Raw genomic sequence first — 19,933 nt, 5'->3', positions numbered from 1 at the left:
TTAGATTAGCTTTTGTAGACGTTGACGACGACGGAAGGGAGGCCGCCATTGTCATGGAGCAGAGCAGTTCCCTTTCCTCGACGCAGGGTGCGGCATCGGATCGCTCGGATACCGTTCTGAGCGCCGAGCACATTTCCAAGAGTTTTGGCGGCATCGCCGCCCTGATCGATGTCGGCTTCGAACTGCGCCGCGGCGAGGTCCATGCGCTGATGGGCGAGAACGGCGCCGGCAAGTCGACGCTGATGAAGATCCTCTCCGGCGTCTATACCGGCTACGAAGGCACGGTCAGCATCGACGGGCGACCGGTCAGCTTCGCCGGGGTGCGCGATGCCGAGGACACGGGCATCGCCATCATCCACCAGGAACTCAATTTGGTGCCCGAGCTCAGCGTCGCCGATAACATCTTCCTCGGGCGCGAGAAGCTGATCGCGGGACTGATCGTCGACCGCAAGGCGAGCAGCCGCGCCGCAAGCGCCCTTTTGCAGCGCCTCGGCATCGAACTCGATCCGGACACACGCGTCGGCGCCTTGCGTGTCGGCGAACAGCAACTGGTCGAGATCGCCAAGGCGCTGTCGATGTCGGCGCGAATCCTGATCATGGACGAGCCGACCTCGGCGCTGTCGCCAGCCGAATGCCAGCGGCTGTTCCGCATCATCGGCCAGCTTGCCGACAGCGGCGTCGCCATCGTCTACATCTCGCACCGCATCGACGAGGTGATGCATCTGGCCGGCCGCGTCACCGTTTTTCGCGATGGACGCCATGTGCTGACGCGGCCGATGGCCGAGCTCGACGAGAATGCCATCATTTCGGCGATGGTCGGACGGGACCTGCTCGCATCCTCCCAAGACGAGCGGGATCCCGGCGGCCGGACCGTGCTTTCGGTCAGCGGTCTGTCGCTGTCGAAGCCCGACCGCCAGGGCTGGCGGCAAGTGATGGAAGGCGTCAGCTTCGATCTGGCCGCCGGAGAGATTCTGGGCATAGGCGGGTTGCTGGGCTCGGGCCGCACCGAGATCATGGAAGCGATCTTCGGCTCGAGCGATGGCCGCGCCGGCGGCGAGATCAGGCTCGACGGCCAGCCGGTGGATATCCGTTCGCCACGTGACGCACGGCGGCTGGGCATCGCGCTGGTCACCGAGGACCGCAAGACGCAAGGCCTGCATCTGCAGGCGTCGATATCGGACAATGTGGCACTGCCGCTGGTCGGCGCGCTGGCGCGCTTCGGCATCCGCTCGCTGGCCGGCGAACAGGGGCTGGCGCGGCAGGCGGTGAAGGCGCTCGGCATACGCTGCCGCGACATCGACCAGCCGGCCGGCACGCTGTCCGGCGGCAACCAGCAGAAGGTGGTCATCGGCAAATGGCTGGCGACCAGGCCACGCGTGCTTTTGCTCGACGAGCCGACGCGCGGCATCGATGTCGGCGCCAAGCGTGAGATTTACGACCTTATCTTCCGGCTTGCGGGCGATGGCCTGGCCATCGCCGTCATCAGCTCCGAGCTGCCGGAATTGCTGCATCTTTCCGACCGCATCCTGGTGATGGCCGACGGCCGCCAGACAGGCATTCTTTCGCGCGACGCGGCAAGCGAGGAGGCCATCATGCGTCTCGCCGCGCCGCGCCGGACCCTATCGAGACCCTCCGCATGACCGCACTGAAACTCCTGTCGCGCACCAAGCTCTACTGGGGCCTGATCGCCATCTTCCTGATCGGCGTGCTGGGCTCGCCGGTCAGTTCCAAGGGCAACAACATCTTCCTGTCCTATGGCAATCTGCTCGACGTGCTGCGCCAGGTGTCGACCACCGGGCTGATCGCCACCGGCATGACGGCTGTCATCATCACCGGCGGCATCGATCTTTCTGTCGGCTCGCTGATGGCCATCTGTTCGGTTGTCTGCGCCATGCTGCTGACGGTTCCGGGCGTGACGCCGGGCGTCGTGCTGGGCGTGCCGACCGTTGCCCTGGTGGCGCTGTGCCTCGGCTTCGTCGTCACCCGCTTCGTCTTCCTCAATTTGGAGAAGTCCCGCGCCGGCGCGGAGGCCATGGCCCGCGACGTCAGGCTGGACACGGTTCGTGGCCTGGTCACGCCGGCAATCGTCGGCATCGTCCTGTGCTGCCTTTCGCTCTGGTACCTGCTGCCGCAGATCGAGCCCAAATTCGGCGTCCTCGGCGTGCTTTTGGTGGCGCCCTGCGTCGGCCTGTTGTTCGGCGCCATCAACGGGTTCATCATCGTCGGCGGGCGGCTGCAGCCCTTCATCGTCACGCTGGCGATGATGGTGACGGCGCTCGGCATCGCCCGGCTCACCGCCGGCCAGAACAATGCGGTGCTGCCGGTTTATACCGGCTCCAACGCCACCGCCGATTTCGAGCTGCTGCGCTCGCTGGTGTTCGGCGTCATCCCGATGCCCGGCCTGTTCTTCCTCGGCGCAATCGTCATCTACGGCGCGGTGCTGCGCTTCACGCCGTTCGGCCGCTATGTCTATGCCATCGGCGGCAATGAGGAGGCGGCCAGGCTTTCCGGCATCGCCGCCGGCCGCGTCAAGATCGCCACCTATGCCGTATCGGGACTGCTCGCCGGCATCGCCGCGGTGCTCTACGTGGCGCAGTACCGGCAAGGCAAACCGGACGCCGGCGCCGGGCTGGAGCTCGACGCCATCGCCGCCGTGGTCATCGGCGGCACCAGCCTGATGGGCGGGCGCGGCAGCCTGATAGGCACCTTCTGCGGCGTGCTGATCTTCGGGCTGCTCTCCAACATATTGCAGCTCCACAACATCAATTCGAACCTTCAGCTGGTGCTGAAGGGGATGATCATCATCGGCACCGTGCTCGTGCAGGAGCGCAATGCCGGCGATCTCATGGCCTATCTGCGCCTGCCCGGAGCGGCGCACAAGGAAACGGCCGCCGCGAAACGGCCGTCGCAAGAGACACCGTCTCTCAATCTCGGAGGAAACAAGAAATGAAACGACGTGACATGCTGAAGCTTGCCGCATTCGGCGCGGCCCTGCTGACCACCACGGCACTGCTCTCCACCGGCCATGCCTTCGCCCAGGACAAGAAGTGGAAGATCGGCTTCTCCCAGGTGACCACCATCGAGCCCTGGCGCGCCCAGTTCAACAAGGACATCATCGCCGAGGCCGCCAAGCATCCGGAAGTCGAGCTGATCATCACCGACGGCGAGGACAAGACCGAGAAGCAGGTCGCCGACGTCGAGAACCTGATCCGCCAGGAAGTCGACGCGCTTCTGGTGTCGCCGAAGGAATCGGCCGGCCTGACCGGTGTCGTGCAGCAGGCGATCGACGCCAAGATCCCGGTCTTCGTGCTCGACCGCAATGTCGATACCAAGGACTACACGCAGTTCGTCGGCGGCGACAATGCGCTGATCGGCCGCGCGGCCGGCGAATATGCCGTCGAACTGCTCGGCGGCAAGGGCAAGGCGGCGGGCAATGTCGTCGAGATCTGGGGTGGCATGGGCACCCAGCCGGCGCATGACCGCCATGACGGCTTCCATGAATTCACCGACAAGGAACCGGGCATCAAATACCTGCTCGACCAGCAGTCGGGCGACTGGAAGCAGGACCAGGCCTACAATCTGATGGCCAACGCGCTGAAGACCAACGAGAAGATCGATCTCGTCTACGGCCACAACGACCCGATGGCCTACGGCGCCTATCTCGCCGCCAAGGATGTCGGCCGCGAGAAGGACATCAAGTTCATCGGCATCGACGGCCTGCCCAACGAAGGCGTGCAGATGGTGAACAAGGGCGAGCTGACGGCGACCTTCACCTATGTCACGCCAGGTGCGGAAGGCCTGCGCCAGGCGATCAAGTTCCTCAATGGCGAGAAGGTGGAGAAGACCATCACCTTGCCAACCGAGAAGATCACCAAGGAAAACGCCGCCCAGGTGCTGAAGGACAACGGGCTGTAAGTTTTCACGGGAGATACGTGCCGGCCCAGGGTCCAGCTTGGCACCCTTCCTCTCCCCCGTCGATCGGGGGAGAGGTGTCGAGCGCAGCTCGACGGAGTGGGGGTCGACCCTTGGCGCAGTGCGGAAGATTCTTGCGCCCTTGTCCCCTTTTGAGTATCCGTCGGCGGCGGTTGCCAAGTGGTTCCCCCACTCCGTCGCTGCTTCGCAGCGCCACCTCTCCCCCCTCCGGAGGGAGAGGAAACGACTCGTACCTTACGCCAGCTTCGCCAGCAGCTTCATGAAAGTGGCGATCTCCTTGGCCGAGAGCGGCGCCAGGGTTTCCTGCGTGATCTCGCGGGCCAGCGGTATCAGGCGCTCGATCGCGTCGCGGCCCTCCGGCGTCAGGTTCACCAGCAGCCGCCTTTTGTCGACCTCATGCCTGGAAAGCTCGACCAGGCCACGCGCCTTCAGCCGGTCGATGACGCCTTTCACCGTGGCGGCATCCATGGCGATCAACGTGCCAAGCTGGTTCTGCGAGGTCTCGCCAACGTCGCGCAATTTGGCGAGCGCGGCGAATTGCGGCGGCGTCAGGTCGGCGATGCGGGCGGCGAAGATCGAAACATGGCGCTGATGCGCCTTGCGCAGGATGAAGCCGACCTGCTCCTGCAGGAGGTAGTCGTGATCGTCGACCTCCTCGGCCTCGACCAGCTTGAGCAGATTGTCCTCGGCGCTCACCGCAGCCCGTCCCAGGCTTTTATCCCGTCCGCCGCGAGGCCACCCATGCGATTGTGGATGCGCGGGCCGCAGGTCATGGCAAGGCAGAACAGGATCTCGTCGGGACGCGGGCCGTCGCTGATGCCGATTTCCATGGCGTCGAAATGGCTGCGCACATAGGCGGCGTTGATGTGGCCGAGCGGCACATCGAGCTTCGAGCCGAAGGCGCCGACCTTCTTCGCCGACGGCACGATTGCCTTGGCATCGCCCAGCCGCTCGCGCATGGCGTAGCCGCCCGGCACATGCCACAGCGCGCCATGTTCCAGTTCGCCGGCGCTGCCGACGATGGCGCCCTTGCCGTAACCGTCGATCTGTTTGACGTCACCGCCAAGCGCGGCGATGAGCTTGTCGGAGAGCAGCAGGCCGAGCGGCTTCAGATCCTCCATCGCGCTTTGCAGATCCTCGACATAGCGCCCGGCGAACGGATTCCTGACCACGGCCATGGCGGCGGCACGCCGGCGCGGCACCTCAGCGACAGGCCCGCCCTCATGAAAAATTTCCTCGCTCAGCACCGCGATCTTGCGGATCGGGAATTCAGGCATGGGCAACTTCCTCCGGTTCATGCTTGTCGGGCGCGCCGAGTGCCACTGCGCCGCTGATGCGGGCCTCCCCACCCAGAAACAGCGCCGATGCGGCAATCAGGCCGCGCCGGCGAAAATCTTCGGCGACGGCAAGGCCATTGTCCAGGGCGCGTGCCACTTCATCAGGTGCAAGCGCGCCGACGGCTTGTGTCACCAGACGCGTGCCAAGATCGCTGTCTGGCGACAAGTCGCGTGCGGGAACGCGTCTGATGGCAGGATTGCCTGGCAGGTCCACCGCATTGGCGATGAGCGTCGCCGCCGCATCGGCCTCGGCGCCGGTCCGCGCCAGCACGGTGACGGCGTCGGCGATGCCGAGGGAGAAGGAGCGGCCACGCCAGCCGCTGGTGGCAACGCCACGCACGCCATCGGCCGCGCGGATCGTGATCCGGTCGGCCATGCCGTTGCCGGTGCCGGCGACCGCCAATCCCATCGAACGGCCCTTGCCGATGTGCAGGGCGCTGTCGCCGCCATTGTTGACATAGGCGCGATCGAGCTTGCGCCCGGCAAGCAGCGCGGCGAGCATTTCGTCGGCTACCGATCCGGCCACGGCGGCCATCGGGGTGATGAAGCATTCGGCCAGGGGCATGACGGCTGCTTCCATGCGGCGCGCCGTCGGGCCGGCAAAGGCGCGCGGCGCCAGGAAAAACGCCGGGAGGCGCAGGTCGGGGAGCTCTTCGACCAACTCCATCAGGATGGTCTGGAAGCGAGCGACGGCCTGCTCATAGGCCAGGCGGCTTTCATTCGCCTCGCCAAAGGCCTCGACGATCAGGTCGATCGGCCCGTGGTTGAGATGTAGCCGCTTGCCGTCCTGCAGCCAGTGCGCTTGCGGGCCTTGCATCACCCGGCCCCGTTCGAACCGGCACGGCGCAACTGTGCCAGCGGCGGCCACGGATTGCCGGCAGGCGCATCGCCGCCGCGGCGCGGATTGAGATATTCGCCGCCCTTGGCAACGATGTCTTCGACGCTGCGTATCTCGGCCTCGTAGCCGCCGAGCCTGACATAGTCGTCGCGACGCAAGGTAAATTCGATCGGCGCCACCAACGCCGGCGTCGGCACATAGCCGAAGGCGCCTTCCGGCACCCTGGTGACATCGACCATCAGCGTGATGCCGCCACCCGGCCAGACATAGACCGGCGCGCCGCCGACCGTTACGTAGGTCTTCAGGCCTTGCACCGAGCGGGTGAGATTGACGGGGTTTTCGGTGACGCCGGCGCGCAGCGAGCCGCCGGCGCCGCCGATGAACAGCACGGTGCACAAGGCCGGCTCGCAATTGTCCTCGATCAGGTTGACGGATTTCCGCAACCGCTCCGGAAACGGTTTTTCGACCGGCTTCAGCTCGTCGTCGAGTTCGTAATAGGCGAACTGCTCGCCGGTGGTCGAAACCATCAGCAGCGACAGGCCCGGCCGTGCGCCCTTCTTGGCGTTCCATTCGCCGAGGATCGACAGCGGATCCGATATGCTGGTGCCGCCCCAGCCCAGGCCTGGCTCGGAGACCTTGAAATAGCGGCCCGGCGTCGAGCGGCGGCCGACGATCTTGATGCCGGTATCCTGCCAGCCCAGCACCTTGCCGGCCTGGTGTTCGGAGACGACGCCGGTGATGTGGTCGTCGACCACCACGACCTCGTCGACCAGTCCGCGCCATTGCGTGGCGAACATGCCGATGGTCGCCGAGCCGCAGCCGACGCGCATGCGGTGTTCCACCTTTCCGTCGATGACGGGTGGTTTGCCGGCTTCGACGATCACCGTCGCGCCGCCGTCGATGGCGAGTTCCACAGGCTTGCGGTTGCACAAATCGAGCAGCGCATCACAGGTGGCGCGGCCCTCCGCCTTGGAGCCGCCGGTCAGGTGATGCACGCCGCCCAGCGACAGCATCTGCGAGCCATATTCGCCCGTGGTGACATGGCCGATGGCCTCGCCTTGCGACCGCACCACAGCCGTTTCGGGTCCGAGATGACGGTCGGTGTCGATCTTCACCTTGACGCCGCAATAGGAGAAGATGCCTTCGGTCACCACGGTGACGAGATCGACGCCCTCGACCTCCTGGCTGACGATGAAGGGTGCGGGCTTATAGTCGGGATAGGTGGTGCCGGCGCCGATTGCCGTGACGAAGCGGCGGCCGGTGTTGACCAGTTCGCCATCCCACTGCTCGCCCTCGGCGACAAAGGGCACGATAGTCGCGCCGGTCTCGGCCGCATGGTCGAGGACGGTCAGCGGGTCCATGCGCACGATCCGGCCGGCGACATTGCCATAGCGGTCGCAGGCGCCGGTGCGGCCGTCCGCGATATAGCACATGACCGGACAGGCATCGCAGCGGATCTTTTCCGCCACCAGCTTCTCGCCGGGATCATGGGTTTCGAAGCGTTCGGCAAGCTCGCTCATTGGCGTGCCTCCTTGTCGCGGATGGCCGCCAGGATGCGGCTTGGCGTTGCCGGCACCTTGGTGACCAGCACGCCGGTGGCGTGACGGATGGCGTTGAGGATCGCCGGCGCCGTCGGGATCAGCACATGCTCGCCCAGCCCCTTGGCGCCGAACGGCCCTTCGGGATCGGGCACCTCGATAAGGATGGTCTCGATCGGCGGCACGTCGCCGATCGTCGGGATGAGATAGTCGTGCAAATTCTCGGTGCGGCCGGGGATGTATTCTTCCATCAGCGCCATGCCGATGCCTTGCGCGATACCGCCTTCGATCTGGCCCTCGACCAGCAGCGGGTTGATCGCCTTGCCGACATCGTGCGCGGCGGTGATTTTCAAGAGCTTCACCGTGCCGAGCTTGAGGTCGACCTCCAGTTCGGCGATCTGCGCGCCGTAACCATAGACGGCATAGGGCTTGCCCTGACCCTTGGCGTCGAGCGGCAGCGTGGGCGGATCGTATGTCTCCTCGGCGCGGAAGACGAAGCCGTCGGCATCGGCGTCGAGCGCGGCGAGGTCGATGCGGCGGGTGGCCTCACCCTCGCGGATGACGATCGCCGCGCCATCCAGTCGCAGGGAAGCCTTGTCCGAGACATTGGCGAAGCGCAGGATTTTTTCGCGCAAGGCGCGGCCCGCCTTTTCGGCCGCCTTGCCGGTGACGAAAGTCTGTCGTGAGGCCGAGGTCTTGCCGGCGTCGGGGCTGATCGCCGTATCGGCGCTTTTCAGCTGGAATTTCTCCAGCGGCAGGCCGAGCGCGTCGGCGCAGATCTGGGTGATGACGGTGTTGGAGCCCTGGCCGATGTCGACGGCGCCCTGGTGCAGGATCACCGCGCCATCAGCGGCGATGCCGACCCTAATGGTCGACGGATTGGGCAGCGAGGTGTTGCCGCAGCCATACCAGCACGAAGCGACGCCGACGCCACGCTTTCTATCGATGCTGGTGCTGTTGAAGGCATCGGCGGCAGCCGTCGCCCGCGCCCAGTGCGGCCGCAGGGCTTCGAGGCATTCGGCGATGCCGACGCAAGACTCCAGACGCTGCCCTGTAACCGTTTCGGAGCCGTTCCGAAGGCAGTTCGTCAGGCGAAACTCGAGCCGATCCATACCGAGCTTGCCGGCGAGCTCGTCATAGAGCGTCTCCTGCATGATCGTCGCCTGCGGCACGCCGAAGCCACGGAAGGCGCCAGCAATCGGCCCATGCGTGTGGATGGCGCGACCCTCGGCACGATAGTTGGGCGTGAGATAAGGGCCGGACGCATGCACCGGCACGCGGTTGGCCACCGTCGGACCCCAGCTTGCATAGGCGCCGGTGTTGAAATCGCCTTCGAAGACCATGCCGGTGACATGACCGTCGGCATCGGCACCGATGGTGGCCTGCATTTCGGCGGGATGGCGCTTGGTGGTCGACATCATCGATTCGTTGCGCGTGTAGGCGAGCGCCGCCGCCCGCCCGGTCTTCAGCGCCACAAGACCGATGAGGGGCTGCAGGGAAACGTCGAGCTTGGAACCGAAGCCGCCGCCGGTCGCGGTCGGCACGATGCGCACCTTGTCGACGGCAAGGCCAAGCACTTTGGCCGTATCGTCGCGGTCCATGTAGGGTGCCTGGGTGCAGGCGACGACGACCAGCGTGTCGCCGTCGAGATAGGCATAGCCGGCTTCCGGCTCGATATAGGCATGCTCGACATAGGAGGTCTCGATCGCGCCGGTCGCGGTGACGGCCGCATCGGCAAGCGCTGCCTCGGGATCGCCGCGCTCGACAAAGCCCTTGGTCAACAGATTGGCCGGGCGGTTTCCGTGGATCAGCGCCGCGCCCTCGGCCTGCGCCTCGCAAGGCTGGAGAACATGCGGCAATTCGGTCCAGCGGATCGGGAAATTCGACAGATCGAGATCGAGGATCGCCTCGCGCTCGCCGGCGACCAGGGCGACCGCCTCGCCGCGAAGCCGGGCAAAGCCTTCGGCCAGCGCCGGCTGGTCGGCGAATGGGCCGATAACGCCGAAACAGTTTTTTCCCGGGATGTCGGCGGCCGTGAAAACGCCCGCGATGCCTGGATGCGCCTTCGCCCAGCCATCGATGTCGCCGAAGGCGAAGCCGGCATGATAATGGGGCGAGCGGATCACCAGCACGGCAAGCGCATCGGCCGGAAAGGAATCGCCGCCGAACTTTTCGTCGCCGGTGACCTTTGGAACGCCGTCGAGCCTGACCGGTGACGCGCCAATGGCGTGGCCGGCCCGAGGCAGACGGAAATCCAGGCTGGCGGCCTGGAGAGAGGCCTCCATCACCGCGGCGATAATCTTGCGGTAGCCGGTGCAACGGCAGAGGATCCCGCCCAGCGCGTCCTGCACCTCGGCTTCGGTCGGCCTGGGTTTCGTCTCCAGCAGCGCGGTGGCGGCGACCAGCAGCGCCGGCGTGCAGATGCCGCACTGCGCGGCCCCATGCGCCAGGAACGAGGCTTGCAGCGCCGACAGCCGGCCATTGGCCAGTCCTTCGACCGTCGTCACCGCGGTGCCAGCGGCCGAGGCCGCCGGCATCAGACAGGCGCAGACGGGGTCGCCGTCGACCAGCACCGTGCAGGCGCCGCAATCGCCGGCGTCACAGCCGACCTTGGTGCCGGTGAGCCGCAACTCCTCGCGCAACACCGAAGACAGCCGGCGCAGCGGCGGCACGCTGACCGAGACAGCGGCGCCGTTGACCGCGAAGGCTATATCGGCGCGATCCATGCTCATGCGGCCACCTTGTCGTCCGTCTGCATCGATGCCGCCGCAAGCACGGCGCGCGCAACGATCTCGCGCACGGCGTCGAGCCTGTATTCGGCGCTGCCGCGCACATCGGCGATCGGCGACAGTTCCGTCATCGGCGCGGACCGGACAGCCTCGGCAAGCCCAGTGCCCACTGGCAGCCCGCGCAATGCCGCCTCGACCCCAGCAAGCCGCCTGGCTACGGCCGAGCAGGAGCCGACGGCGATCGCCGCATCCGCGACAACGCCGTTCTCGACCACCAGACGCGCCGCCACCATGGCGATGGAGATGACGAGATAACGCCGGGCGCCGAGCTTGACGAAAGCCGATGTGCCGGCGGGTTTCGGCACGCGGATGGCCGTCAGCATCTCGCCGGGCTGCAAGGCCGTGCGGCGATTGCCGAGGATGAAATCCGACAAGGGCAGATGGCGTGTCGCCGCCGCCGAGCGCAGTTCGACCTCGGCGTCCAGCACGAGCAGCCCCGGCACGCCGTCGGCGGCCGGCGAGGCATTGCAGAGATTTCCGGCGACGGAAGCAACGTTCTGGATCTGCGGCGAGCCGACCTCGGCTGCGGCCTGTTTCAGCGCGTCAAAGGCCGGCGGCAAGGGATGGCGGATGACATCGGTCCAGGTCGTGCGCGCGCCGATCACCCAATGGGTATCGGTCTCGGCGATGCCGCGCAACGCGGCGAGGCCGTTGATGTCAAGGACATTGTCGCGAAACGGCCTGCTGCCCTGCGCCGGATAGAAATCCGTGCCGCCGGCAAGGATGCGCCAGGCGCCCTCGCCAAGCAGCGCGAGCGCCTCGTCGACCGTGGTGGGTTTCGCGTAACGGGTCACGCTTTGCCTTCCCAACAAGATGGGCCTTCCCCAAAAGTGCCCGCCCAAGGCGCTTACCTCGGGACAATTCCCGGTTTTTGACCCGGAAATTCATTCGTATGCAAATGATATCAAGACGGCGGAAATTGTCAAAGCCAGAGTTTTGCTCACCGTCCTTGCCGGAACGCGGGCAACGCGATTGTTATGTCTTCGGAGGTTGACGCGGCCGGCCATCTGGTCAAGTTTCTGCGTCCGGTTGCGTCAGCGGCATCTTTCTACTGGAGCCTGATCCCAACACAGAGAAGAAGGAGGCCCCATGGCCGACGAAGCGCTTGTCGTCATCGACCTGCAGAATGATTTTTGCCCGGGCGGCGCGCTGGCCGTTACCGGCGGCGACGAGATCGTGCCGCTGGTCAATGACATGATCCGGCGAACCGACCATGTCGTGCTGACACAGGACTGGCACCCCGCCGGCCATTCCAGCTTCGCCTCCAGCCACCCGGGTTCACAGCCCTTCACGATGATCGAGATGCCCTACGGCCAGCAGACGCTGTGGCCGGACCATTGCATCCAGGGCAGCCTGGGTTCGGATTTTCACTCCGGCCTTGCCTGGACCAAGGCCGAACTTGTCATCCGCAAGGGCTTTCGGCCTGATATCGACAGCTATTCGGCTTTCTTCGAAAACGACCGGAAAACGCCGACCGGGCTCGCCGGCTATCTCAAGGAGCGCGACATCGATACGCTGACGCTGGTCGGGCTGGCCACCGATTTCTGCGTCGCCTTCTCGGCGCTGGACGCCGTCAGGCAAGGGTTCAAGACCGCCGTGCGGCTCGATGCCTGCCGTGCCATCGATCTCAATGGCTCTCTGGAGACGATGCTGCAACGGATGCGCGACGCCGGCGTGACGCTTGAAGATCCTGTGTCGGACTGAACAGGCCGTGAGGGTTTCGATAAAGTTTTCACTCGTTGCGACGGGGGTGATGGCAGGTGCGGTAGTCGCCAGCACCATGCTGCTTCCTGCACAGGCTTTCGCGGCAGAAGACCACGGCCTGCCCGGCGACACCATGTCGCTCTGGTGGGCGCTGCCCTTTGCCGGGCTGCTTTTGTCGATCGCCACCGGTCCACTGCTGTTCCACCATGTCTGGGAACACCATTACGGCAAGATCGCAGCCTTGTGGGCGGCGCTGGTGATCGTGCCGCTCGCGGTCGCCTTCGGTGCTCCGGCCGCAACCGAGGCGGTGCTGCACGCGCTGCTCACCGAATACATGTCGTTCATCGTGCTGCTGTTCGCGCTCTATACGATTTCAGGCGGCATCCTGCTTGCCGGCAACATCCACGGCACACCGCTGGTCAATGCCGGACTGCTGATCGTCGGAGCGCTGCTTGCCTCGGTCATCGGCACGACCGGCGCCTCGATGATCCTGATCCGGCCGATCCTGCGCGCCAACGATGCCAGGCCTTTCAACGCTCATGTCGTCATCTTCTTCATTTTCCTGGTGTCCAACATTGGCGGCTCGCTGACGCCGCTCGGCGATCCGCCGCTGTTCGTCGGCTTCCTGCGCGGCGTCGACTTCTTCTGGACAACGACGAATCTCTGGCGCGAGACGCTGTTCGTCGGCGTCGTCGTGCTGGCGGTGTTCCTGGCGATCGACATCGTCCTGCACCGGCGCGAGGCTGGCGCACCGAAGATCAAGGATCCGACACCGGACACGACGGTGCGGCTGCGCGGCCTGGCCAACCTTCCGCTGCTGGCCGGTGTAATCGCCGCTATCCTGCTGTCGGCGGCCTGGAAGCCGGGCGTGAGCTTTTCCCTGTTCGGCGTCGGTCTCGAACTGCAGAACCTGGTACGCGACGCCGTCATCCTCGCGCTGGCCCTGCTGTCGCTTCCCCTCTCCTACAAGAGCCACCGCGAGGCGAACGGCTTCAACTGGGGCCCGATCGCTGAAGTGGCCAAATTGTTTGCCGGCATCTTCATCTGCATCGTGCCGGTCGTCGCCATCTTGAGGGCTGGCCATGACGGCGCGCTGGCGCCTCTGGTCGCGCTGGTGACCTCGGCGCAAGGCACGCCCAATGACCTCGCCTATTTCTGGCTGACCGGGGCGCTGTCGTCCTTCCTCGACAACGCGCCGACCTATCTGGTGTTCTTCGAACTGGCCGGCGGCGACCCTCAGCACCTGATGACCGAGTTGGCCTCGACGCTCGCCGCGATCTCGGCGGGTGCCGTGTTCATGGGCGCCAACACCTATATCGGCAACGCGCCCAACTTCATGGTCTATGCCATTGCTAGGCATCGCGGGGTGAAGATGCCGGGCTTCTTCGGCTATATGCTGTGGTCCGGGCTGGTGCTGATCCCGACCTTTTTAATCGCGGGTTTTCTGTTCTTCGGTTGATCAACCGACCCCAACATAGCGCCTGACCGCCGACGGGTCGGCACGCAGTTCCTCGACATCGACCGTCTCACGGTTGCGGCCGTTCTCGATGAACGAGACACGATCGGCGACCGACAGAACGGCATCGACCCGCTGCTCGACCAGGATGGTAGACACGCCCATCTCGCGCAGCTTCGACACCGTCTCGCGGATTTTCCCGATCATCGATGGCATCAACCCTTCGGTCGGCTCGTCGAGCAAGAGCACCTGCGGCTCGAGACAAAGCGCACGCGCCATGGCCAGCATCTGCTGCTCGCCGCCGGACAGCGTGCCGGAGCGCTGCCGCAGCCGCTGACGCAGCAGCGGGAAGAGGTCGAGCACCTGCTCCTTCGTCGCCTTGCCCTTGCCGCGCGCCATCAGCCCGATCTCGATGTTCTCGGCCACCGTCATCTCGGCGAACAGCCGCCTTCCCTGCGGCACATAGGCGACGCCGGCCTTCGGCACTTCATGCGCCGGCAGGCCGGTCAATTCCTTGCCGGCAAGGCTGATCGAACCGGCACTCGCCGGAACCAGGCCCATGATCGCCTTCAGCGTCGTCGTCTTGCCGGCGCCGTTGCGGCCGAACAGGCACAGCACCTCGCCCTTGTTCAGCGCGAGGTCGAGCCCGTAGAGCACCTGGACCTCGCCATAGAAGCAATCCAGTCCCGAGATCGCCAGTGCTTCCGCCTTGCTCGTCTCCGCCCTGTTCGTTTCGATCATGGGGCGGTCCCCAGATAGGCTTCCTGCACCGCCTTGTTTTCGCGGATCGCCTCGGGCGTGCCTTCAGCCAGGATCTTGCCGGCGTTGAAGACGGTGATGCGGTCGGCAAGCTGCATGACGACCGGCATGTTGTGCTCGATCAGAAGGACGGTGGCACTCTTGGCGATATCGCGCACGAGTTCGATGAAATTATCGATCTCGCTATCGGCCAGGCCTTGCGTCGGCTCGTCGAGGATCAGCAGGCGCGGCTTCAACGCCAGGCCCATCGCCACTTCCAGCAACCGCTGATGGCCGTAGGACAATTGCCCGGCCGGCATATGAGCGCGGTCGGCCAGCCCTGTACGTTCGAGCGCCGACATGACGCCCGCGCGCAATGCATCCTTCGAGCGGATGTCGCTCAGTGTGAGCTGCACCGGCAGCGCGACATTGTCATATACGCTGAGGTTGGCGAAGACACTGGTGATCTGGAAGGTGTAGGCGATGCCTCGTCTGACCCTGACATAGGTCGGCAGACCGGTGATATCGGCGCCGTCGAAGACGATCGTTCCCGAAGATGGCTGGATGCGGCCGCTGATCAGGCTGACGAAGGTGGTCTTCCCCGCACCGTTGGGGCCAATGACGGCGCGAATTTCGCCGGGCATCAAGGCGAAGTCGACATTGTCGACGGCGCGCAGGCCGCCGAAGTCGCGCGACAGGCCCTTGGTGGTCAAAAGCGGTGTCATGGCAGCCATCCGAGCCAGCGCTGGCGGATGGTGCCGAGAATCCCTTTGGGAAAAAACAGCACCAGCAGGATCAGCGCGACGCCGACGATCAGCAGATAGGCCGATGTGTAGCCGCTGGTGAGGTCGATGACATAGTACATGAACAGCGTGCCGATCAGCGGTCCGAGCGTCGTGGCGGCACCGCCGAGCAGGACCCACAGCAGCGGCAGGATCGAATATTGCACCGAAGCGAAACTCGATCCGACATAGCCGAACAGCAGCGCGTAGGCGGCACCCGAGGCCGCGCAGATCGTGCCGGAGACGACCACGGCGGCCAGCTTGTTCGAGAAGGTGTCGTAGCCCAGCATCCTCGTGCGTTCTTCGTTCTCGCGGATGGCGACCAGCACGCGGCCATAGCGGGAGCGGACGACGGCAAGCGTGATCAGCAGCACGAGCGAGAACAACCCGAGTGCCGTCATGTAGCGCATGGTCGGATTGGTGAGGTCGAGCGACGTCGCGCCGAAGGTAAGGACACGCGCCGGCTGCGGCACGACCTGGCCTTGATCACCGCCGGTCCACGCCGCGAAATAGAGGATGGCGAGGTAGAAGACCTGGGCGAACATCATGGTGACGATCATGAAGGCGACACCCGTGGTGCGCAGTGCCAGCAGGCCGATGATCAGGGCGAGAGCGGCGCCGCAGGCGAGACCAGCGGCGAATGCCGCCGGCACGCCCCAGCCCAACTGGATGAGGGCAAGCCCGGCGCCATAGAGCCCGGCGCCGAAGAACATGGCGTGGCCGAGGCTGAGCAGGCCGACATAGCCGAACAGCATGTTGTAGCCCATGGCAAAGACCGCCAGCACCATGATGCGGGCCAGCAGGCCATGATAGTATTCCGGCAGGACGAAGCTCAGCACGAAGAGCAGGGCGATGACGCCGAGATGGAGCGCGTAGGCCTTTGCCGGCGAAGCTTCGCTCATCGCGCTGCCGTCCCGAACAGGCCTTGCGGGCGGAACACCAGCACCATGGCGACCAGCAGCGTGGCGATGATCTTGGCCAAGGTCGGCGAGAAGAACATCGAGATGATGCCGTCGGACAGGCCGATCAGCACGGCGGCGACGACGGTGCCGCGCAGCGAGCCCAGCCCGCCGATGATGACGACGATGAAGGACAGGAGCAGCGGATCCTGTCCCATCAGATAATGCGCCTGGCTGATCGGCACGATCAGCACCGCGGCAATGGCGGCCAGCATGGCGCCGAGCGCGAAGACGCCGCCATAGACGCGGCCGACCGGGATGCCGAAGGCCTGCGCCGTCTCGCTGTCATACCGCGTGGCGCGCATGATCAGGCCGATTTTCGTGCGCGTCAGCACCAGCCATGTCGCGATCAGCAGCAGCGCGGAGGCGGCGATAATCGACAGCTTGTAGCCGGAATAGCCGAACCACGGCAGAAGGATGCGGTAGCTGAAGGGCGGCTCGACGGGCCGCGCTTCGGGGCCGTAGAAGGTCAGCGCCAGTTGCTGGATGATGTAGAGCATGCCGATCGTGGCGACGATGGTGGCTTCAGGATTGTAATTGAGCCGGCGCAGCACCAGCCGCTCGGCGACCAGCGCGATGGCGCCGACGATCAGCGGCGCGATCACCAGCGCCGCCAGGAAGCCGAGTGCCGGGTGGCCCGAGATCGCCGTGGTGATCGCCCAGGCAAGCACGGCACCGAGCATGAAGAATTCGCCATGGGCGACGTTGACGACACGCATGACGCCGAACACCAGCGACAGGCCAAGCGCCGTCAGCGCCAACACGGCAGACGTGACGAGGCCTTCGAGGGTTGCCAGGAGGAGATGGGGTCCGAAGTGCATTGATTACACGCTTGAGAGGGCGGCACGAAGCGCCTCCCTCTGCCCTGCCGATTCCGGCAAGACAGAGGGGGGGTGCCTTGGCGCTCACGCTCGGAGAATGGCCAAGCTCACAGTGCCTGCGTCGTGTAATCGCCTTCGGCCTCGTAGAGCCCGTCCTCGATCTTGGTCTTGTGGACGACCTTGAGCTTGCCGCCTTCGACCTTGGAGATGTTCTGGATGCCGAAGCACTGGTGGATCTTGCCGTTGAAGGTTTTTGCACCTTGCGGATGCTCCGGCCCTTCGGCGAATTCCTTCAGCGCCTCGGTCGCCTCGACCAGCTTGGCGCGGTCTTCCGGTCCCTTGTAGCCGGCATCCTCCATCGCCTTCTTGACGACGTAGAGCGTTTCCCAGCAGCCGAACATATGCGCGGCGGTGGAGACGTCCTTGGGATCGCCGACGGCGGCGCCATTGTCGTCGATGCCGACAGCGGCGCGATAGGCCTTCTGCGCTTCGGTGTCATCGGCCTGGGCGTAGCGCGGCGAGCCTTCCCAGAAATGGCTGCCGTCGAGGAATTCCAGCCCAGGGCTGTTGATGTCGACGGCTTCCAGCGAATCGATGAAGCCGAACAGCTGCGGCCGGTTCGAGCCGTAGAACTCGCCGAGTTCCTTGACGAAGGTGAGCACCGCCGGCCCGACCATGACGTGATAGATGACCTCGGTCTCGGCCGGGATCTGCGGGAAATATTTGGTGAAAGAGGATTCCGTCGGCGGAATGGCGATCTGCGCGATCACCTCGGCGCCTTGCGCCTTCAGCGCCGGCGGCAGGTAGTCGCGATGGTCGTAGCCGAAGGCGAAATCGGGGAAAATCTGCGTCACCTTCTTGCCGGCATTGGCCGCGATCCACGGCGCCATCGACTGGATCTGGCTCTTCACGTCGGTGATGCCGGGCTGGAAGACGTAACGGTTGAGTTTGGTCGAGGCGACGTGGTGACCTTCGCTGACGACGAAATAGGGCATCTTGGCTTCGCCGGCGGCAGGCGCCGAGCCGATGACGACATGCGAGAACAGTGTGCCGAAGACGATGTCGGTCTTATGCTGGGTGGCGAACTTGCCGACCACCTCGGCGCCACGGCCGGGGTCGGTGCCGTCATCCTCGATGATGACCTCGACCTGGCGGCCGTTGATGCCGCCGGCGGCGTTGATGGCCTTGATCGCGGCAGCGGTCGTCTTCTCGTACCAGCGGCCATAGGCGGCGCCGATGCCGGTGCGGTGCGACTGGAAACCGATCTTGATCGGCGCCGAGCTTTGGGCCTGGGCGTAGCGTACGAAGCCGGGCGCCACGGCCAGCCCTGCGCCGGCGGCCAGACCCTTCAGCGCGGTGCGGCGGGTAAGGCTTGACTTGGAGAGGTCGAAAAATCCGTTCTTGTCAGTCACGTTCGTTCCCCTGTTTTTGCGTTTTGACCAACGATAAGGCGGCTCGAACATCCTCGGCAAGAGGATGCAAAATTGCATGTGTACAAACTAAATCACCAAAGGTTTGGCCTGGCAAGCGAGCTTTCCCTCGGGGCATGCCCACGGGATCGCTTGTGTCATCCGACCGTCGGCGTGGCAAGCAGCCAGAGACCGAAAATGGTGTAGGCGATCATCAAAACGGTGAGCGGGAACTGGCTGAGCGCGGCGCGGGCGGGTTGGCGGTGCAGGCGCCAGGCAAAACCGTGGGCGACGAGAACGGCCAGCACATGGCCCGATATGATGGCGCCGGCCTGGATGTTCCACAGCCACCAGGCGGAACTGGCGCCGGCAACGATGCCGGCCTCGACCTGCATGTCGGCGGTGCCGAACAGGTTCCAACCCAGCGCAAAGGGGTCGGACAGGGAGGCCAAGGCATACTGGCCGTCGACGAGCAGCGCCGTCAGATAGTGCGCGACATGATAGGCGAGCGCGATCGGCACGATCGACACCAGCAGCCCCGCCGCCTGGGCGAGAGGCCTATCGCTGCCGGCCAGACGCTGGCCGAGGAAGACCGCGAGCAGGAACGCGCCCGCGAGCAGCACGAATGTCAGCACAAGACCCAGGCTGCCGCTGCCGATCACCGCCGTGCGGCCGGGAAATTCCAGCGGATTGATGCCGAACAGGCCGAGCCAGAAGAACGTCTTCGACAGGCCATCGAAGGAGACCGAGGACAAAGCGAGCAGCAGGAAGGCGATGCCGCTGGCCGGCAAGGGTTCGTCCGCCAGCAGCTTGGCACCCGGCCAGCACAGGCCGAGACGGCCCTGTTCATCGCGTCTGACAGGGGCGAAACGCGCCACCATCGAAAAGAAGATGGTCAGGAATTCGCCGCTTCGGCTCCACCTGTCGTAGCCGAACAGCAGCATGGCGACGAGGGTAAACAGCCAATAGAGCCCGGCAGCAAAGGCAAGCCGAGCCGGATCATCGGGTGCCGGATCGATGAGTTCGAACCAGGCAAAGGCGAAAAACAGAACAACGGCCGGCCAGCAGCCGAGCCATTGCGGAAGACGCCAGGCCCCCACATCGCCTCTGCCGGTCCGGCGCGACAGCAGCCGCCACGGCCCGCACCAGGGGCTGAGCCACGACCAGAGATCGCCGAACAGGCCTTGCAGCAGGGTTAGGCCGGCCCAGAGCAGGGTCCATACCACCAGCGGCAAGGGGTTGGAGAGCGGATCGCGGCTGCCGAAGAGACCGGCGGCGATGAGGATTGCAAAGCCGGCAAAGGAGATCGTGCTGACGGCAGGGCGAGCGCTGTCGTTGACGTTGAAAAGCGGCAGGCGTCGGCGCCAGAAACGGTCGAGGGTGTCGGGCGGCAGCAGGGCAAGGACGAGGAAGCTGACGGCCACCGCGAAGGCGCCGCCGATCAGGTAGTAGCCGGTGGGGAGGAGGAGGACGTGGCCACGGTCGGAGGCGTGAGCGAAGGCGGGGGTGGGTAAGAGGACCAAGGCAAAGGAGATAGGAACGAGGCCGCAAAGATGGCGCTCTATGGCTTGGCACCCTTCCTCTCCCCCGTCGATCGGGGGAGAGGTGTCGAGCGTAGCGCGACGGAGC

The 19,933-nt window shown here is 65.2% G+C and carries 17 protein-coding genes; 5 read left to right on the top strand and 12 right to left on the bottom strand.

Annotated features, from left to right (window positions below; genetic code table 11):
• Positions 1-53 precede the first annotated feature (53 nt).
• From LB569_RS20830 to LB569_RS20820, 3 genes are read left to right on the top strand one after another with little or no spacing between them, the layout of a single operon-like run.
• Positions 54-1,640 (top strand): sugar ABC transporter ATP-binding protein, encoded by a 1,587-nt coding sequence (locus tag LB569_RS20830; protein ID WP_224693912.1) that lies wholly within the window; start codon positions 54-56, stop codon positions 1,638-1,640.
• Entirely contained in the window at positions 1,637-2,950 is a 1,314-nt protein-coding gene (locus tag LB569_RS20825) for an ABC transporter permease (protein ID WP_224693911.1), read from the top strand. Before LB569_RS20830 ends, LB569_RS20825 begins: the two co-directional genes overlap by 4 nt.
• Positions 2,947-3,915, top strand: coding sequence for a substrate-binding domain-containing protein (locus LB569_RS20820; protein ID WP_140703079.1), 969 nt, complete (start codon positions 2,947-2,949; stop codon positions 3,913-3,915). The genes LB569_RS20825 and LB569_RS20820 overlap by 4 nt, the downstream gene beginning before the upstream one ends.
• A gap of 252 nt (positions 3,916-4,167) precedes the next feature.
• Here LB569_RS20820 and LB569_RS20815 read toward each other — a convergent pair whose 3' ends face one another.
• The 6 genes from LB569_RS20815 to LB569_RS20790 are packed head-to-tail and all read right to left on the bottom strand — an operon-like array spanning position 4,168 to position 11,229.
• Positions 4,168-4,629, bottom strand: a complete 462-nt coding sequence (locus LB569_RS20815; protein ID WP_140703082.1) for a MarR family winged helix-turn-helix transcriptional regulator — start codon at positions 4,627-4,629, stop codon at positions 4,168-4,170.
• Entirely contained in the window at positions 4,626-5,210 is a 585-nt protein-coding gene (locus LB569_RS20810) for an amino acid synthesis family protein (RefSeq protein WP_224693910.1), read from the bottom strand. Before LB569_RS20810 ends, LB569_RS20815 begins: the two co-directional genes overlap by 4 nt.
• Complete coding sequence (locus tag LB569_RS20805; RefSeq protein ID WP_224693909.1) at positions 5,203-6,087, bottom strand: UPF0280 family protein; 885 nt, start codon at positions 6,085-6,087, stop codon at positions 5,203-5,205. The genes LB569_RS20810 and LB569_RS20805 overlap by 8 nt, the downstream gene beginning before the upstream one ends.
• A complete protein-coding gene (locus tag LB569_RS20800) occupies positions 6,087-7,628 on the bottom strand; it encodes a 6-hydroxynicotinate reductase (RefSeq protein ID WP_224693908.1) in 1,542 nt (513 codons plus the stop codon). The genes LB569_RS20805 and LB569_RS20800 overlap by 1 nt, the downstream gene beginning before the upstream one ends.
• Positions 7,625-10,378 carry a molybdopterin-dependent oxidoreductase gene (locus LB569_RS20795; RefSeq protein WP_411970242.1) on the bottom strand — a complete coding sequence of 918 codons (2,754 nt, stop codon included), beginning with the start codon at positions 10,376-10,378 and terminating at the stop codon, positions 7,625-7,627. The genes LB569_RS20800 and LB569_RS20795 overlap by 4 nt, the downstream gene beginning before the upstream one ends.
• Entirely contained in the window at positions 10,375-11,229 is an 855-nt protein-coding gene (locus LB569_RS20790) for an FAD binding domain-containing protein (RefSeq protein WP_224693907.1), read from the bottom strand. Before LB569_RS20790 ends, LB569_RS20795 begins: the two co-directional genes overlap by 4 nt.
• Positions 11,230-11,524: 295 nt before the next feature.
• On the opposite strand from LB569_RS20790, the gene pncA reads away from it, so the two are divergent.
• Positions 11,525-12,139 (top strand): bifunctional nicotinamidase/pyrazinamidase, encoded by a 615-nt coding sequence (gene pncA, locus LB569_RS20785; RefSeq protein ID WP_224693906.1) that lies wholly within the window; start codon positions 11,525-11,527, stop codon positions 12,137-12,139.
• 49 nt (positions 12,140-12,188) lie between these two features.
• The gene (locus LB569_RS20780) at positions 12,189-13,598 is read left to right on the top strand and encodes a sodium:proton antiporter (RefSeq protein ID WP_224693905.1); all 1,410 of its coding nucleotides are present in this window, start codon (positions 12,189-12,191) and stop codon (positions 13,596-13,598) included.
• On the opposite strand, the gene LB569_RS20775 is transcribed toward LB569_RS20780, so the two are convergent.
• The 6 genes from LB569_RS20775 to LB569_RS20750 form a co-directional block, all read right to left on the bottom strand.
• Positions 13,599-14,336: an ABC transporter ATP-binding protein gene (locus LB569_RS20775; protein ID WP_224693904.1), complete on the bottom strand. Its 738-nt coding sequence runs from the start codon at positions 14,334-14,336 to the stop codon at positions 13,599-13,601.
• A complete protein-coding gene (locus tag LB569_RS20770) occupies positions 14,333-15,058 on the bottom strand; it encodes an ABC transporter ATP-binding protein (RefSeq protein WP_224693903.1) in 726 nt (241 codons plus the stop codon). Before LB569_RS20770 ends, LB569_RS20775 begins: the two co-directional genes overlap by 4 nt.
• Positions 15,055-16,017, bottom strand: a complete 963-nt coding sequence (locus LB569_RS20765; protein ID WP_224693902.1) for a branched-chain amino acid ABC transporter permease — start codon at positions 16,015-16,017, stop codon at positions 15,055-15,057. The genes LB569_RS20770 and LB569_RS20765 overlap by 4 nt, the downstream gene beginning before the upstream one ends.
• On the bottom strand, positions 16,014-16,895 hold the full coding sequence (locus tag LB569_RS20760; RefSeq protein WP_224693901.1) for a branched-chain amino acid ABC transporter permease: 882 nt from the start codon (positions 16,893-16,895) through the stop codon (positions 16,014-16,016). The genes LB569_RS20765 and LB569_RS20760 overlap by 4 nt, the downstream gene beginning before the upstream one ends.
• A 107-nt stretch (positions 16,896-17,002) precedes the next feature.
• On the bottom strand, positions 17,003-18,307 hold the full coding sequence (locus LB569_RS20755) for an ABC transporter substrate-binding protein (RefSeq protein WP_224693900.1): 1,305 nt from the start codon (positions 18,305-18,307) through the stop codon (positions 17,003-17,005).
• Positions 18,308-18,462: 155 nt separating this feature from the next.
• Positions 18,463-19,869, bottom strand: coding sequence for a hypothetical protein (locus LB569_RS20750; protein ID WP_224693984.1), 1,407 nt, complete (start codon positions 19,867-19,869; stop codon positions 18,463-18,465).
• Positions 19,870-19,933 lie beyond the last annotated feature (64 nt).

The sequence above is a fragment of the Mesorhizobium sp. BH1-1-4 genome (assembly GCF_020165665.1).
GTDB lineage: Bacteria > Pseudomonadota > Alphaproteobacteria > Rhizobiales > Rhizobiaceae > Mesorhizobium.
The sequence above is the reverse complement of the archived record's forward strand: the minus strand, read 5'-3'. Positions and strand labels throughout refer to the sequence as shown.

Excerpts from the sequence above, each read along its gene's own strand:
- LB569_RS20760 (WP_224693901.1), bottom strand. The coding sequence starts at position 16,895 with ATGCACTTCGGACCCCATCTCCTCCTGGCAACCCTCGAAGGCCTCGTC.
- LB569_RS20795 (WP_411970242.1), bottom strand. The coding sequence starts at position 10,378 with ATGAGCATGGATCGCGCCGATATAGCCTTCGCGGTCAACGGCGCCGCT.
- LB569_RS20765 (WP_224693902.1), bottom strand. The coding sequence starts at position 16,017 with ATGAGCGAAGCTTCGCCGGCAAAGGCCTACGCGCTCCATCTCGGCGTC.
- pncA (WP_224693906.1), top strand. The coding sequence starts at position 11,525 with ATGGCCGACGAAGCGCTTGTCGTCATCGACCTGCAGAATGATTTTTGC.
- LB569_RS20780 (WP_224693905.1), top strand. The coding sequence starts at position 12,189 with ATGGCAGGTGCGGTAGTCGCCAGCACCATGCTGCTTCCTGCACAGGCT.
- LB569_RS20825 (WP_224693911.1), top strand. The coding sequence starts at position 1,637 with ATGACCGCACTGAAACTCCTGTCGCGCACCAAGCTCTACTGGGGCCTG.
- LB569_RS20820 (WP_140703079.1), top strand. The coding sequence starts at position 2,947 with ATGAAACGACGTGACATGCTGAAGCTTGCCGCATTCGGCGCGGCCCTG.
- LB569_RS20805 (WP_224693909.1), bottom strand. The coding sequence starts at position 6,087 with ATGCAAGGCCCGCAAGCGCACTGGCTGCAGGACGGCAAGCGGCTACAT.
- LB569_RS20770 (WP_224693903.1), bottom strand. The coding sequence starts at position 15,058 with ATGACACCGCTTTTGACCACCAAGGGCCTGTCGCGCGACTTCGGCGGC.
- LB569_RS20800 (WP_224693908.1), bottom strand. The coding sequence starts at position 7,628 with ATGAGCGAGCTTGCCGAACGCTTCGAAACCCATGATCCCGGCGAGAAG.
- LB569_RS20775 (WP_224693904.1), bottom strand. The coding sequence starts at position 14,336 with ATGATCGAAACGAACAGGGCGGAGACGAGCAAGGCGGAAGCACTGGCG.
- LB569_RS20830 (WP_224693912.1), top strand. The coding sequence starts at position 54 with ATGGAGCAGAGCAGTTCCCTTTCCTCGACGCAGGGTGCGGCATCGGAT.
- LB569_RS20810 (WP_224693910.1), bottom strand. The coding sequence starts at position 5,210 with ATGCCTGAATTCCCGATCCGCAAGATCGCGGTGCTGAGCGAGGAAATT.